This is a genomic window from Amazonocrinis nigriterrae CENA67 (genome assembly GCF_016056305.1).
GTDB lineage: Bacteria > Cyanobacteriota > Cyanobacteriia > Cyanobacteriales > Nostocaceae > Amazonocrinis > Amazonocrinis nigriterrae.
In genome coordinates, this window is the sequence record NZ_JAECZC010000001.1 from 340,234 (window position 1) to 354,439 (window position 14,206).

The 14,206-nt window shown below is 41.6% G+C and carries 13 protein-coding genes; 3 read left to right on the plus strand and 10 right to left on the minus strand.

Annotated elements, in window-relative coordinates; translation table 11 throughout:
• Positions 1–9 precede the first annotated feature (9 nt).
• Entirely contained in the window at positions 10–1,368 is a 1,359-nt protein-coding gene (gene gntT / locus I8748_RS01550) for a guanitoxin biosynthesis MATE family efflux transporter GntT (RefSeq protein ID WP_198122905.1), read from the plus strand.
• On the opposite strand, the gene I8748_RS01555 is transcribed toward gntT, so the two are convergent.
• From I8748_RS01555 to I8748_RS01565, 3 genes are all read right to left on the minus strand, one after another.
• Positions 1,344–1,745 carry an alpha/beta hydrolase family protein gene (locus I8748_RS01555; RefSeq protein WP_198122906.1) on the minus strand — a complete coding sequence of 134 codons (402 nt, stop codon included), beginning with the start codon at positions 1,743–1,745 and terminating at the stop codon, positions 1,344–1,346. The two genes, gntT and I8748_RS01555, sit on opposite strands and share 25 nt — an antisense overlap.
• The gene (locus I8748_RS01560) at positions 1,687–2,232 is read right to left on the minus strand and encodes a proline iminopeptidase-family hydrolase (protein WP_198122907.1); all 546 of its coding nucleotides are present in this window, start codon (positions 2,230–2,232) and stop codon (positions 1,687–1,689) included. Before I8748_RS01560 ends, I8748_RS01555 begins: the two co-directional genes overlap by 59 nt.
• An 87-nt stretch (positions 2,233–2,319) precedes the next feature.
• Complete coding sequence (locus I8748_RS01565; protein WP_318781179.1) at positions 2,320–3,579, minus strand: ABC transporter substrate-binding protein; 1,260 nt, start codon at positions 3,577–3,579, stop codon at positions 2,320–2,322.
• 338 nt (positions 3,580–3,917) lie between these two features.
• Here I8748_RS01565 and I8748_RS01570 point away from each other — a divergent pair, with 338 nt between their 5' ends.
• Positions 3,918–5,351, plus strand: a complete 1,434-nt coding sequence (locus tag I8748_RS01570) for an MFS transporter (RefSeq protein WP_198122908.1) — start codon at positions 3,918–3,920, stop codon at positions 5,349–5,351.
• 96 nt (positions 5,352–5,447) lie between these two features.
• Here I8748_RS01570 and accD read toward each other — a convergent pair whose 3' ends face one another.
• A complete protein-coding gene (gene accD, locus I8748_RS01575; RefSeq protein ID WP_198122909.1) occupies positions 5,448–6,398 on the minus strand; it encodes an acetyl-CoA carboxylase, carboxyltransferase subunit beta in 951 nt (316 codons plus the stop codon).
• A 170-nt stretch (positions 6,399–6,568) separates the two neighbouring features.
• Here accD and I8748_RS35590 point away from each other — a divergent pair, with 170 nt between their 5' ends.
• Positions 6,569–6,697 (plus strand): hypothetical protein, encoded by a 129-nt coding sequence (locus I8748_RS35590; RefSeq protein WP_263975713.1) that lies wholly within the window; start codon positions 6,569–6,571, stop codon positions 6,695–6,697.
• Positions 6,698–7,004: 307 nt separating this feature from the next.
• Here the strand turns inward: I8748_RS35590 and I8748_RS01580 are convergent, their stop codons facing one another.
• The 6 genes from I8748_RS01580 to tilS form a co-directional block, all read right to left on the minus strand.
• Entirely contained in the window at positions 7,005–7,826 is an 822-nt protein-coding gene (locus I8748_RS01580) for a prepilin peptidase (protein ID WP_198122937.1), read from the minus strand.
• A 304-nt stretch (positions 7,827–8,130) separates the two neighbouring features.
• Entirely contained in the window at positions 8,131–8,391 is a 261-nt protein-coding gene (locus tag I8748_RS01585; RefSeq protein ID WP_096556404.1) for a hypothetical protein, read from the minus strand.
• A gap of 90 nt (positions 8,392–8,481) precedes the next feature.
• Positions 8,482–9,570: a 3-isopropylmalate dehydrogenase gene (leuB, locus tag I8748_RS01590; RefSeq protein WP_198122910.1), complete on the minus strand. Its 1,089-nt coding sequence runs from the start codon at positions 9,568–9,570 to the stop codon at positions 8,482–8,484.
• Positions 9,571–9,790: 220 nt separating this feature from the next.
• Positions 9,791–10,609 carry a phytanoyl-CoA dioxygenase family protein gene (locus tag I8748_RS01595; protein ID WP_198122911.1) on the minus strand — a complete coding sequence of 273 codons (819 nt, stop codon included), beginning with the start codon at positions 10,607–10,609 and terminating at the stop codon, positions 9,791–9,793.
• A 408-nt stretch (positions 10,610–11,017) separates the two neighbouring features.
• Positions 11,018–12,457, minus strand: a complete 1,440-nt coding sequence (locus I8748_RS01600) for an MFS transporter (protein ID WP_198122912.1) — start codon at positions 12,455–12,457, stop codon at positions 11,018–11,020.
• 613 nt (positions 12,458–13,070) lie between these two features.
• A complete protein-coding gene (tilS, locus tag I8748_RS01605; RefSeq protein WP_198122913.1) occupies positions 13,071–14,063 on the minus strand; it encodes a tRNA lysidine(34) synthetase TilS in 993 nt (330 codons plus the stop codon).
• Between the last annotated feature and the right edge of the window lie 143 nt (positions 14,064–14,206).

Below are 14,206 nucleotides of genomic sequence, written 5' to 3' on the forward strand. Positions count from 1 at the left end.
TGAGGTCTTATGACATTTGTGGTTCCAGTGCAGTACAACTTCTTGCCTCGCTTTTACAAGCTGGCAAGCGTCAGTGTGCTTTCTAACATGATGGTACCTCTAGCAGGTCTGGTTGACATCGCCTTTTTAGGGCATTTAGCAGACATTCGCCACTTAGCTGGAGTTATCCTCGCAACCATTCTCTTCGACTACCTTTACCGTGTATTGAAGTTTCTGCGCTCTAGCACGAATGCCTTGACTGCACATGCTGTTGGTTGTGATGACCCCAAAGCAGTCTTGCTAGCAGGATTACGAAGTGGATTGATGGCGTTAGCTATTGGTTTACTCATGATAGCGTTGCAATACGCTCTGCAAAAGTTTGGATTTCTCATCCTTAGCGGTTCCCCAGAAATAGAAGCCTCTGGGGTTGATTATTTCTACGCCCGCATTTGGGGAGCGCCTGCTGTCTTGCTCAACTTTGTTTTGATTGGTTGGTTTCTAGGGCGAGAAATGAATAGCGTGGTGCTACTGATGTCTATCATTGGTAATGGTTCTAATGTGCTGCTGGATTATCTGATGATTGTCAAGTGGGGCTGGGAAAGCATGGGAGCCGGGCTAGCAACAGCCATCAGTCAGTATCTAGCTGTAATTACAGGTTTGATTGGGGTTTGCTTTAGTATTCCTTGGAAAGTATTACCAACCGCTTTGCAAGAAGTTTTTGATTGGGCTGCTCTCAAAGAGACTGTTGCACTCAAGAGTAATATTCTGCTGCGATTTTTAGCGTTGATATCTACCTACGCCATCTTCACAAATTTGAGTGCAGCAATGGGAACAATCGTCTTGGCAGAAAACGGGTTACTTCTCCAGATTGCTCTTTTAAGTCAGTTTACGGTTCAAGGCGTAGGCATGACAACTCAAACGCTGATTGGAAACTTTCAAGGTAAAGGGACAAAAGAGCAAATGATTCCATTGCTGACTGTCTCTATATTTACGAGTTTACTCATGGCTCTGGCTTTTGCGGTTGCGTCTGTTGTTTTCCCAGATACGGTATTTGGTCTATTAACTAATCATACAGAAGTCAACCAAAATATCAGTACTTATACAGTTTGGTTACTGCCTCTTTTAGGATTTACTGCTGTTGCCTTTATGCTGGAAGGGTACTTCATCGGTCTAAAAGAAGGTGCAACATTACGTAATGCCGTGCTTCTCGCTTTTGGATTAGGTTTTTTGCCCCTGGCGATCGCAGCATGGTATCTCCACAATAACCACCTGCTTTGGATGTCTCTTGTATCTTATATGACAACTGTTATTTTAGTGCTAGGTTTACAGCTCCCCCGCACTCTAGGCAAGCAAAACCTCAAGAATCAGGAATTACTTCCTAGTTCTTGATTGCTTTCGATGTCATGCAAAAATTCGTCTAAAACTTTGAGAAACCCTTCTGTTTCTTCCAAATGAGGCATATGGGAACTGTTTTCAAATAGTACCCACTTTGAGCCAGAAATACCTTGGTGAACTGTTTCAATACAGGCAGGAGTAACCTCATCATAACGACCTGAAAGCAGCAATGTCGGCACGGAAATTTCGCTCAGGCGGTCTTCAATATTCCAATCGATGATTTTGCCAGCGCCTCGAAACTCTGTACCGACTTTACTGTAGGCTCTAGTTAAGCAACTGGGCCAAGGGTCTAACCGACACAGGAAAGTATGATTAAAAAATCTCCATTGCTTGTTTATATTCGGGGTCTTGAGTGGTGCCGTTGGCTTCATGCTGACGGATAATCTCTTGGACTTCCGCTGGCAACTGATTCATCAAGCCATAGGCTTCAGTGATAAATTGTTGAATGTTACAAGGTGTATTCGCTAGGATGAGGCTGCTTAAGCCAGTTGCTTGGGAAAGTACATGTTCTAGTGCTAGACAGCCACCCCATGATTGCCCAAAAAGATGAATTTGCTGTAAATCCAAAGCATCACGGACAGCAACAAGTTCTTCTTTAAACAAATCAATGGAATACAATGTTGGGTCAGAAGGGCGATCGCTATTACCACATCCCAATTGATCGTAAAAAATTACCCTGCGCCCAGTTGCTGCGATCGCTTCTAATGGTTCTAAATAGTCGTGGGGTACTCCTGGGTCTCCGTGAAGACATAATAGCGGTAGCTTGCCAGGTTCTTCTTGGTCTGGTTTGACAATCCGATACCATACCTGATGACCACGAAATGAGATAAAGTCTTCAACGGCAGAAGTTGTAGTCATGGAGTTAGGGTTTTACTGTTGCAACAAGTATAGTCAATTACACCATTTGATTGTGCATGTTTTGTTGAGCGATCACTTGTTTCTCAATTACTCCATCGCTTTAATCTGCTGATTTGCTGCATTCTGCGCCCGCAACATTGCCTGCTTTAATGGTTGTTGTCCCAATAATGCGCTAACAAACTGATTATCGAAGTTATTGACAATTGCCGCCGGATAATCACCAACCTGCCAAGGCGTAGCATAATTAACTCCCGCCACTAGTGGTTTTCTTAGGGTATCTTGGTCATAACCTAACTTCTGCGCCACTGACTCACGCGTTGGTAATGCAAATCCTGTTCCTGTCCACTTCTGCATACCTTCTTTACCTGTGAGATAGGAAATCAACTTCCAAGCTTCAGCTTTGTGTTGTGACTGCTTATTCATTACATAGGCGACAGAAAAAAGCATAGTACCTTTTTTGCCATTTATAGTAGGTACTTCTGCGGTAGCAAATTCCAATTGAGGAAAGGTTTCAGTTAAGTAAGGAATTGCCCAGTTACCCTCAATCACCATTGCCACTTTGCCCTGTCCAAACATTTCGCTACCTGAGTTTGTACCAACATCAGATTTTTGGGCAGAGGAGTGGTCTTTTTGATACTGGTCTATCACTAATTGCAATCCCCGCAAACTCGCCTCACTAGCAAAGACAGCTTGACTATTTTGGTCAACAATTTGCCCACCAAAGGCTTTAATTTTATAAGCCTGACGTACCAACTCTGGGGTGATTCCTAAACCGTATCTGTTGAGTTTACCTGTTAATAGTTGAGAGTAATTGCGTAATTCATCCCAAGTAGTTGGAGGATTATTCAAACCAGCGGCAGCAAAAGCTTTTTTGTTATAAAACAAAGCTAAGGTAGAATAGTCTTTGGGTAAACCATAAATATGGTTCTGGTACTTAAAGCTATTGAGTAAATTTACTTTAAAGTCTGCTAAATCAAATTCAGGTGTAATGTAGATATCTAGCGGCTCTAAAACATTTTGGCTCATTAATAAAGGAGCTTCTAGCGTTTCTAAATAAAAGACATCGGGTGCTGCTTCTCCAACTAAGCGTGTTTTAATCACATCCATGTATTGGTCGGAAATCACCTCATATTTGACTTTGATTGTTGGATATTGTGCCTCAAAGTCTTTGATAACTCCTTTTAATAGTTTTTGCTCAATGGGAGAACCTCCCCAACCACTGAGTTTAACTGTGACTGTAGCGGGGGTAGCTATTTTACTGGGGAATTGTAAATTGTGGCAAGCAATAAAAGCAATTGCGATCGCTATCACTAATCCCCAAAATTTCAAGAAGCTTCTTCTACTCACAACAAATGTAAAGTTTCTTTTTTTACTTTAGCGAATTACCATTGAGTTATCTACACCGTGGAAGCAGATGAATTGCCTCTACAATTGAGTTTTAACTTGAATCGGATGTATAGCAAAAGCCTTGGTGGTTAGGACATCAACAGTGATAAAACCTAGACACAAGAAGACTTTTCACCCAGTCCCCAGTCCCCAGTACCCTGCTATATAACTCATTTGTACTTTTGTTGAGAAATGCAAGATAAAATGACGATAATTTTTCGTCAACGGTTATAAAGGCATACTGAAGATTTCAACAACTGGACTCGCGCCAGAACACTTCACCCTTACATTTTAGGTTTATGACTTCTGTTCAGGTTGAAACAGCTGGGCCTCTGAGTCTGGAAATTCCCCAAATTGCCACACCATCAATATTACTTTCTCCCACCTCCACACCTAGCACCCGAATTGCCAAGCAGGCCATTCGCAACAGCTTAACAGCTTCTACTATTGATGGTGTCCTAGCAGCAGTTTTTGGCTTAACTACAGGCGGCATTTTGCTCAGCAATTTTTTGGTAGAGTTAGATGCCAGTCCAGTAGTATTTGGGTTACTGTCCTCTATCCCCATGCTGGTGAATCTCATTCAACCTTTGGGTGCTTATCTATCGGAACGCACTACTAGCCGCTTTCAGTATGCGCTGCGGACTCATGGAATTGCTAGAACACTGTGGTTAATTTTAGTTGTAGGTATTGCCACCTTCAATTGGGGAGGTTTTGATTCGCACCAGTTATTGGTGTTAACACTGGTTATTATCTTAGCCACCCATCTTTTAGGAGGGTTAGGAAGCGCGTCCTGGCTGAGTTGGATAGCTATGATAGTACCCAGGCAATTACGAGGCAGATATTTTGGTCTACGCAATAGCGCCGTTAGCCTAACTAATTTGCTTTGCTTACCAATAGCCGGTTTAGCTGTATCACATTGGCCTGGTGGAACTTTACAAGGCTATGGGTTCGTGCTGCTGTTAGGTGTTTTGCTGGGAATTTTGAGTATATTATGCCAGTATTTTCAACTGGATATGAATCCACAATTGCAAAACACTGCTGTGGGATATTCTCAAGACAAGAAAATCTTTACATCTGAAAAAGAAGAATCAGGTGGAGAATTAATTCCTATAGTGAATACGACACCACCACAAAATAATTTCGCCAGCATTATCTCGGAAAATTCTAATTTTTTGAAATTTTTAGTTTATTTCAGCCTATGGGGACTTGCCGTTAATATCAGCTCTCCTTTTTTCAACCTCTACATGCTCGACAAGCTGGATTTAGATGTGAGTTGGGTGACGCTTTACAGTAGTATCCAGGCGGGGGCGAATTTGCTGATGCTGATGTTATGGGGCAAGTTAGCAGATAAAATAGGCAATCGTCTTATTCTGCTTTTTGTAGGGATTGTAGTTGCCGTTACACCAGTATTTTGGCTAGGAATTGGTAATCATAGCTTTGATATCTGGCTATGGTTGCCGCTGTTACATATTTTGGCGGGAGTGACTTGGGCGGCAATTGACTTATGTAACAATAATATACAACTAGGAATTGCACCAATTAAAAATCAGTCTATATATTTTGCGATCGCAGCAGCTGTTTCTGGAGGTAGTGGTGCTTTAGGCACAATCATAGGCAGCTTCATCGCCCAATTCATTGGATACGGAGGATTACTAGGATTATTTGCCGTCTCTAGTTTGTTGCGAGTAGTAGCACTTGTGCCACTCATCTTTGTGCAAGAACCGGGAAGATGAACTGGGAGTATGGGGAGATGAGGGGGATGAGGGAGAATAACCAATTTCCAATTCCCAATCCCCAATTCCCAATTCCCAATTCCCCATTCCCTAAATTTATTCAGCTGCTGTAGAACTGAGGGTCATTGTCTCCCACAATACCATTGGGGGTGTGGTTGGTATTGGCTGGTGCAAAGCTATTAGCTGCGCTAGGGTTTTCTTTAACTGGGTGCGGGGTACGATGTCATCGACAAAGCCATGCTTGAGCAAATCTTCAGCGGTTTGAAAATCATCTGGCAGTTTTTCCCGCAGGGTTTGTTCAATTACCCGCCGTCCTGCAAAGCCAATTGTTGCTTTTGGTTCTGCGAGGATGATGTCGCCTAACATGGCGAAGCTAGCGGTAACGCCGCCTGTAGTGGGATTAGTCAAAACAGGAATGTACAATAGTCTGGCATGGCGATGGCGTTCTAAGGCTGCGGATATTTTTGCCATCTGCATCAAAGAGAGCATTCCTTCTTGCATTCTTGCTCCACCTGATGTGCAAACGATGATCACAGGATACCGCCGCTGAGTGGCTTGTTCAATCAAGCGAGTCAGTTTTTCTCCGACGACGGAACCCATACTACCACCCATGAAGCGAAAGTCCATAACCCCAAGGGCAACGGGTAAGCCATTAATTTGACCTAAACCAGTTTTAACTGCGTCTGCTAAACCAAGTTTTTCTTCTGTTTCCCGGAGGCGATCGCTATATGGTTTGCGATCCCTAAATTGTAGCGGGTCTGTGGCCCGTAGATGCTCATCTATCGGTCTCCAGGTATTAGGATCTATCAGTTGACGGATACGTTCATCGCTATCCACCCGATTGTGATGACCACATTCAACGCAAACCATCTGATTTGCTCTGAGGTCTTTTGTATATGTCAATACACCACATTGAGAACATTTATGCCACAGTCCATCAGCAATTTCACGTTCTTGACGTTCTAGGCTGGTAGATCCTGATTTACGTCGATTTGCAAACCAATCAAATAGAGACTTTAAACCGCGTGATTCTTCGTTGTTTGCCATTTTTATTTTATTTTAAGTGGTTATCGAGGTTGAAAACAGGTCAAGCTGCTACGGGGCGTTTAGGGTAAAAAGTTCAAAGTCCAGAGTTATTAATTCTAACTCTTGACCAATGCTTTCAAAGTCTCCTGATTTGCCGTTATACAAACGCAAACAACACCCCTTTTTGGCTCTTGAACGCCAGTGCTTTTAGCTGGTATTGGCCGCGTACTGCACTGGCTCATGCCACTCCCTTTGGCTGTCGGGAAACCCGCCTTGAGGGGGTGGCTCCTCTTGACTACATCGTCAAATTACGCTTTTAAGCAATTTAGACCTTATTTTGCATCTTTGGTTGCCAGCTTAACGAAATTACTTGTGCCAATACAAGTCCTTTGAATAAAGAAGAGGGAGGAAGGGAAAAGGTATAGTATTCTTCGTTAAGAGGGTAATACAAGTCACAAGTTGATATTACCAAAGTGTCAAGAGTCAATTAGGTAATGTCAGCTACAGTCATGGAGGCTTAAGGTTGCTGATGATGAATTGATGAAATAACTCACCATCTGAAAAAATTTAATTTGTAATTTATTTTTTAATTTTTAATTTATATTTTTATTTCCGTCTCCTGATTTTTCAATTAATTGGAAAAAACAACCGTAGATAGGCAGACAAAATTGCTTCACCGCCAAACACAGTAATTAAAGATCCTAAAGCCAAAAAAGGGCCGAAAGGTATCTTTTGACCCTTTTTTCGTCCTGATAGTATGATTGTGGCTATACCCACCAATGCTCCAACTGCACAAGCAATAAACCCAGCTAACAGCAAATACTTCCAACCCAACCAAGCGCCCATCATGGCTGCGAGTTTGGCATCACCTGCGCCCATTGCTGTTTTACCTAAAACCATTGAACCAAAAATGGCGATCGCATCAAATAGCCACAAGCCTACTACAGCTCCCACTATTGCCATCATCAGATGCTTGATTAATCCCTGCCAACTAGCTTCTGAAAACAAACCAACTGTCATTTGAAAGATAATTCCTACTACCAACCCCGACTGGGTAAGTGCATTGGGTAGAGTCATCGTATCTAAGTCAATGAGGGATAAGGCTAATAACCAACTGCAAAAAGCCCAATACCCTATTGTAGCGATAGAAACATTAAATAATAAAAATAACAGTAAAAATATGATGCCTGTCGCTGCCTCTACCACAGGATAACGGACAGAAATCTTACTTTTGCAATAACGGCATCGCCCTTTTAGCCATACCCATCCCAGCACTGGGACATTATCATGAGCTTTTAGCTGGTTTAAGCAATGGGGACAGCGAGAAGGCGGCCAAAGAATAGACAACCTCGCTGGTAGCCGATAAACTACAACGTTGATAAAACTGCCAATAGATGCACCCAAAGCAAAAACAATGATACTCGCCGGGACGACCATCAAAATGTCCATGTTGTCCTTTGTCATTAGTCTTTTGTCATTTGTCGTCTATCTTTTGGCTTTTGTCGATGACTAATGACTAATAATTACTAATTCGTAATTCGTAATTCGTAATTCGTAATTAATTGAGAGACAGAGTAACTCACTTTAGTTCTGAATAAAGAAAAAACGCGTACCAACTTTATTCAAGCTCCCGCATTTATGAACCACTGCGGTGAGGCAGTGACGGGTACATAGGAGTTTCTCCAATTAAAGCAAGTTACGTCCGTAGGTTAATAATTACGAATTATCAATTACGAATTATTTTGACTAATGACTAGTACATGTACGATTCAATTTGACTCAACGGTATAAAACATTCTTGCGGTAACAGGACTGGTTGGCTAGTAAAAATCACTTTACCCCGATGAGTAACACGATTAATTGCTACTCCTGATGGTTGCCCAGTGATTTCAGGATGTACCTCGCAGTGGGTGTAGTAAATCTGCCCCGCTGCTCTGATCACGGCAGGATCAACCAAGGGAGGCTGTTTCTTTGGGGCAGTATAGTTCGTTTGTTCTTGTCGTAATGCGTACACTATCGACTGTTTATATGATTGCTAGATTTTTCTCTAGTTTATCCGAAACTTTTAGCATCGGTTGCCAAATTGCCTGGATTCTACCATAAATTATTTTTCTTCAAGAACCTTAATTAGCGCGTCGCCCATAGCGCGGCAACCCAGAAGATTCTTACCTAAAGACATTATATCTCCGGTGCGATCGCCTTGTTCTAAAACTTGAAACACAGCTTGTTCAATACGGTCTGCGGCTTTTGGCTGGTCTAAACCGTAACGTAGCATCATCGCCGCACTGAGAACTTGTGCGAGGGGATTTGCTTTATCTTGTCCGGCGATATCTGGGGCGGAACCGTGGACAGGTTCAAATACGCCAGGCCCAGAAGCACCTAAACTCGCAGAAGGTAACATGCCGATACTGCCTGTCAGCATAGCAGCAGCATCAGAGAGAATATCACCAAACAAATTGCCCGTAACGATAGTATCAAACTGCTTAGGAGCGCGTACCAGTTGCATGGCAGCGTTATCGACATACAGATGTGATAGTTCCACATCTGGATATTCTTGGGATAGTTTGGTGATGCGATCGCGCCACAACTGAGATACTTCTAATACATTGGCTTTATCTACTGAACAAAGTTTTCCTTTACGTTTCCGTGCTGTTTCAAAGGCAACTCTGCCAATGCGTTCAATTTCCGACTCAGTGTAAACCATGGTATTTACACCACGTTTTTCACCAGTGTCAGTAGTAAAAATACCCTTGGGCTTACCAAAGTAAATGCCACCAGTGAGTTCGCGTACCACCATAATATCGACACCTTCAACAACTTCGCGTTTCAAAGTCGAAGCGTCGATGAGTTGCGGTAAAATTTGGGCTGGGCGCAAATTGGCAAATAGTCCTAAACCCGCACGCAGCCCCAACAAGCCGGCTTCTGGGCGGATATTGGATGGCAGAGAATCCCATTTATAGCCACCAATAGCCGCAAGTAATACAGCATCACTCTGACGGCAAGTATCCAAGGTAGTAGACGGCAGAGGTTCGCCAGTCGCGTCAATTGCTGCACCACCAATTAGGGCTTCTTGAAATTCAAACTGTAAATCAAATTGCTGACCTATGATTTTCAGCACGTCTACCGCCACTGCCATAATTTCGGGGCCGATGCCATCGCCGGGGAGTAGGGTAATGCGGTAGTTCTGGGTCATAACTAATTTTTATGAGGTAAATGCCTGCAAATTAAATATCATACCGAGCAATATGTATTTGTAAAAGGGACTGGGGACTAGGGATTGGGGATTGGGGATTGGGGATTGGGGATTGGTTTTTACTATTACCCATTACCCATTACCTATTACCAATCCCAAATTTTGAATTATCCCAGTACCCAGTACATAGTCCCAAAGCGGCATTACTCGCGCCACACGGCTATTTTAGTACACTTGTACGATTAAACTCTACTCTAGGAAAGATAGCAGAGTCTATTGGCTCACCAGGTTTAAGAGTCGTGATTGAATTAATCTCTGGACTATCAATTTCTTCAATAGCTTGGTAAGGCCATGCATTTGGGCGGTTCTTGAAAGTAACATCATCACCAGCCCAATTTGTTACTATTGCACGTCGTACTCTAGAGGATGTGTTGCATCCAGAACGATGAATTGTCAGAAAATGATGTACTAAGCAATCTCCAGGTTCCATATCCCAAGAGAGAATTTCGTAAGGTTCAGGATCGAAAGCCAAGGAAGCATCTGAATGTTCACGTAACTCCTTGCTCCACAAATGAGAACCTTTGATATACTCTAAGCGACCATTTTCTTGGGTGACACGATCTAAAGGCAGCCAAAATTTACAACACTTCCAGCCTTGTACAGGCCAGTAAGATTGATCGTTATGCCAATCTACACGACTATTAATTTCCGGCTTTTTGACAAAGAAACCGTCACACAACAAGTTGAGTTTTTCTGATTTCAACAATTGAGCAGCAAGGGTTGCTAGAGGAGATTCAAAAACCAAAGCACGGAAATCAGGATCTTTGAGCCACATGCCGCTATCATGCATCACTACATAACGTTCTATTTTATTGCTACCGTGAATTCCCATAGAACCATGTGAAAGATTTCTTTCAATGGCTTTTTGCATTCGTTCCACCCAGAAGTCATCTAGAGCATTTTTAATGCAGATAACGCCGTCTCGCTCGAAAGCTTCAATATCTTGCGTACTGATTTGGTGGGTGTTGGTCTTGAGCATTTTATATTTTTGTTTTGTCTTGACTTTGTTTAGATAAAATGACACTTTTTTGGTCATAAATAATGATGCTTTCGCATGGTAGTTACTTATGTCAACTACCCTTAATCTAAATTTTTACAAAAGCAGATAGCTATTAATTGTTAACAACTATCAATAGGATTAATTTTTATTAAAATTCTATTAATTTAGATATTACACAAATTGCAAAAACAGCCATAGGTTATAAACCTATGGCTAACAGCTTCAGCTATTAATGGCTGAATAGCATTTCAATTAACTAAATTTCAGCTATTAGTCAATAAGAAAATTTTTGAGCAGGAGATTAGGCAACTGCAAGATATGATTGTCTCACAAGGGGAAAGTCAAAAAAGTCATCTGTCACTAATAACACTAATAAATTTATCCTCACTACCGTGACTTTTTAATAAAGATGAGTGGGATCAGCGATAGTAAACGGAATAGACTAGATAGGGCGAATAAATCTAACAAGCCAAAAGAACCAGCACTTTCAGCGAAGAAGCCACCTATGGTTGTTCCTATAGCACCACTCGCCCCAGCAACAGCTGCTGCGATCGCAAAATAGATAGACTGATTTTTAATTGGTGCAATATCTATCTGTATATTGTTGCTGCACAAATCAATAGCTGCCCAATTAGCGCCAATGAAGAGGTGTAATAGGGGTAACCATAGCCATATATCAAGAGGAGTTGCACCAACCCCTAGCCATAGGCAAGGTATGATTGCAATCAGGATTCCACTGACAATCAAAATAGAACGATTGCCTATCTTGTCTGCTAATCTACCCCAAAACATCAGCATCACTAGGTGCGCCCCTGATCGCAAGCTGTTGTAAACTGTTACCCAAGTGACATCTAGTGCTAAATTATCCAGCATGTAAAGGTTAAAAAATGGAGCGCTAAGATTAACACAAAGTGTCCACATGCTGTAATAAAATAAAAACATTTGAAAGTTAGCATTTTGCAATATACTACTAACTAATTCATTTTGTAAAATTGGCAATTTGGGAGTAGAAACTAATTGAGATATGCCATCAGATATATTTGATTGAGAGTCTGATTGAATGTTGTTTGTTGAAGTTAAGGTATCAGAGTCATTGTTTTGCGATCGCGGATTCACATCTACCTTAAAATACTGAAATCCAATTCCCACAACTCCAAATAAAACGCCTATTAGCAAAACAATTCCGTAACCTTGTTGACTCCCACCGTACCAAGTCGATATGGCTAATCCTGCCAAAGGTAAGGAGATTAACTCGGTTAAATTGGTGGCGCTACTGCGAAAACCAAAATACTTTCCTCGTAATTGTCGGGGAACTATGGTTGCTATCCAACTAAACCAAGATGCAGTTCCCAGCGCTTCTAAAAGATGGCTGAATAAGACAATTATCAGTGTTAATCCTATCAATTGCTGCGAGTTCAATCCTTCCCAGCTGAAAAAGGCAATGCCGATTACCAAAATTAGCCACAGTAGCCGAGAAATTCCGTGAGTGTAAAGGGAATATTGAAAGCGGCTGGTAGTGCGTTCAGACAAATAAGCACCCAACGGCTGAATCAAATTCACCAACATGGGAATAGAAGACAGCATCCCAAACACTACGGGACTAGCATCCAATTCCACTAGGAATTTACCAAGTAAAATTCCACCAGTACTGATTGTAAAAACAGCCCCAAAGACACCGTTGAGAGTGGAGGCTTTTAAACTGGTGCGAATGGAATCTTTGGAAAATCTCCCTTTTGGAGTTGCAGTAGGAACAAGTATTCCTGGTGAAGCAATTTCAGCAATTTCTAAACTTAGAGGTGTAGCTATTTCAATATCTATTGAATCCATAAATTTAAGTAGGTTGGCGCAAATAAAATTATCTAGTGAGGTAGTTAGGATCGTCAGTTGTCAGTTGTCAGTTGTCAGGGTTTCCGGAATATTTACGTTTCGTCATATAGTCATGTTTATTTTTACTCACCTACTTATTGTGGGATTATTTCAGTGACACAAAAACTCCGTCAGCTTTTACGTATTTAAATTGCATATTCAATAGATTGGCTGTTGACTGTCAAAAGTTAGCAGTCAACAACCACTATGAGTATTTTTGCTCTTTTAATACGCTTTGCCTAAAGCATTTGATCAATCAGTATTGTCAGGGAAAATAATAGGGTTCCGTACTCAACATAGGGTACAAATAGACAATTCATATCCTTGGTGATGATTAATCACTGGAAAATTTTTGTATTTGGTCAAGAGTGAAAATACTTATTCTTTTCCGACAACAATAGTTTATGATTGGTCTTATTTAATACTTTACTAAAAATAGTGCGAGTAATTCGTTTTACTCTCAGGAAATTTAAAAAAACCGCTTTAATTTGCAAAAAATCACTAAAAAGATTATAAATTGAGGTGAGGTTAAACGGGAATTATAAACGATACCCAAGCAGTTATTGAAAAAGCATTAACCACTCCTTAGACAAATCCAATCGTCTTGTACTTGAGCGATCGCACCACCGGGAAATGGATCGGTTTGCGATCGGTTTGGGGCTACAATTAAAGCTGTTAATTTTTCAATATGTTCAAAATTGGGTGCATCAACAAGTATTTCTTGTAATACCTGTCGCATCACACGACGTTGCAGCGCCAGCGGTGCCTTCTGCAACACCCGACGATTTAACCTCAAGTAATGATTATCAACAGTATTTATATTTTCCCCCATCGCCTCTTCCCGCAACTGCTGAGTAGCTTTTTCTAAATATTCCACTTCCGCTTGTAGAAGTTCGGCAGTTTGGGCTAAAGCTGATTCCACATTGGGATTAAAACTTTCTCGCAAATACGGTATTAATTCCTCACGGATACGATTACGGGCGTATTTTAAATCTTGATTAGTGGAATCTTCCCAAACTGGCAAATTTAACTCTTGACAAAATTGTTCTGTTTGTGTGCGAGTAATTTCTAAAAGTGGCCGCACTAGCATAATCTCCTTAGTGAGTGGACGTTGCCAAGTTAGCGCTTGCAAACCATCAGCACCGGTGCCACGCATTAAGTTATATAGGAGAGTTTCAGCGCGATCGCTCTGGGTGTGTCCTGTAACTATATATTGGTAATTATTTGCTTGAGCGATCGCACTTAAAGCTTGATAACGCCAATTTCGTGCAGCCGCTTCACTATTTAAAGGTTCATTAGCCGTTTCTAAATAAAAAGATACATCCCAACTTTGGGCTAAATTTTTTACATGATTGGCATTAGCTTCAGAGTCAGAACGCCAGCGATGATCGCAGTGTGCAATACCTAAATTCCACCTCCATTTTAGTTGTAAATCTAACAGTAATTTGATTAAGCACAGAGAATCTTGTCCGCCAGAAACAGCAACTAATAGCCGCTGGTTATGCCCAAACAACTGGCGCGATTTGATAGTGCGATGTATTTTTGCATGTAAGTTAGTCCATACCATTTTTTGGGGAATTGGGAATTGGGAATTGGGAATTGGGAATTGGGAATTGGGAATTGGGAATTGGGAATTGGGAATTGGGCATTACTCTAGTTATTCTCTCCCCATCTCCCCATTGCCCCCCAATCCCAGAGGGGGCCCCGAAG

What these genes read in the sequence shown, in the direction of transcription:
- I8748_RS01595 (WP_198122911.1), bottom strand. Translation starts at nt 10,609, where the DNA reads ATGCTCAAGACCAACACCCACCAAATCAGTACGCAAGATATTGAAGCT.
- I8748_RS01580 (WP_198122937.1), bottom strand. Translation starts at nt 7,826, where the DNA reads ATGGACATTTTGATGGTCGTCCCGGCGAGTATCATTGTTTTTGCTTTG.
- accD (WP_198122909.1), bottom strand. Translation starts at nt 6,398, where the DNA reads ATGGCAAACAACGAAGAATCACGCGGTTTAAAGTCTCTATTTGATTGG.
- I8748_RS01560 (WP_198122907.1), bottom strand. Translation starts at nt 2,232, where the DNA reads ATGACTACAACTTCTGCCGTTGAAGACTTTATCTCATTTCGTGGTCAT.
- leuB (WP_198122910.1), bottom strand. Translation starts at nt 9,570, where the DNA reads ATGACCCAGAACTACCGCATTACCCTACTCCCCGGCGATGGCATCGGC.
- gntT (WP_198122905.1), top strand. Translation starts at nt 10, where the DNA reads ATGACATTTGTGGTTCCAGTGCAGTACAACTTCTTGCCTCGCTTTTAC.
- I8748_RS01600 (WP_198122912.1), bottom strand. Translation starts at nt 12,457, where the DNA reads ATGGATTCAATAGATATTGAAATAGCTACACCTCTAAGTTTAGAAATT.
- I8748_RS01570 (WP_198122908.1), top strand. Translation starts at nt 3,918, where the DNA reads ATGACTTCTGTTCAGGTTGAAACAGCTGGGCCTCTGAGTCTGGAAATT.
- I8748_RS01555 (WP_198122906.1), bottom strand. Translation starts at nt 1,745, where the DNA reads ATGAAGCCAACGGCACCACTCAAGACCCCGAATATAAACAAGCAATGG.
- tilS (WP_198122913.1), bottom strand. Translation starts at nt 14,063, where the DNA reads ATGGTATGGACTAACTTACATGCAAAAATACATCGCACTATCAAATCG.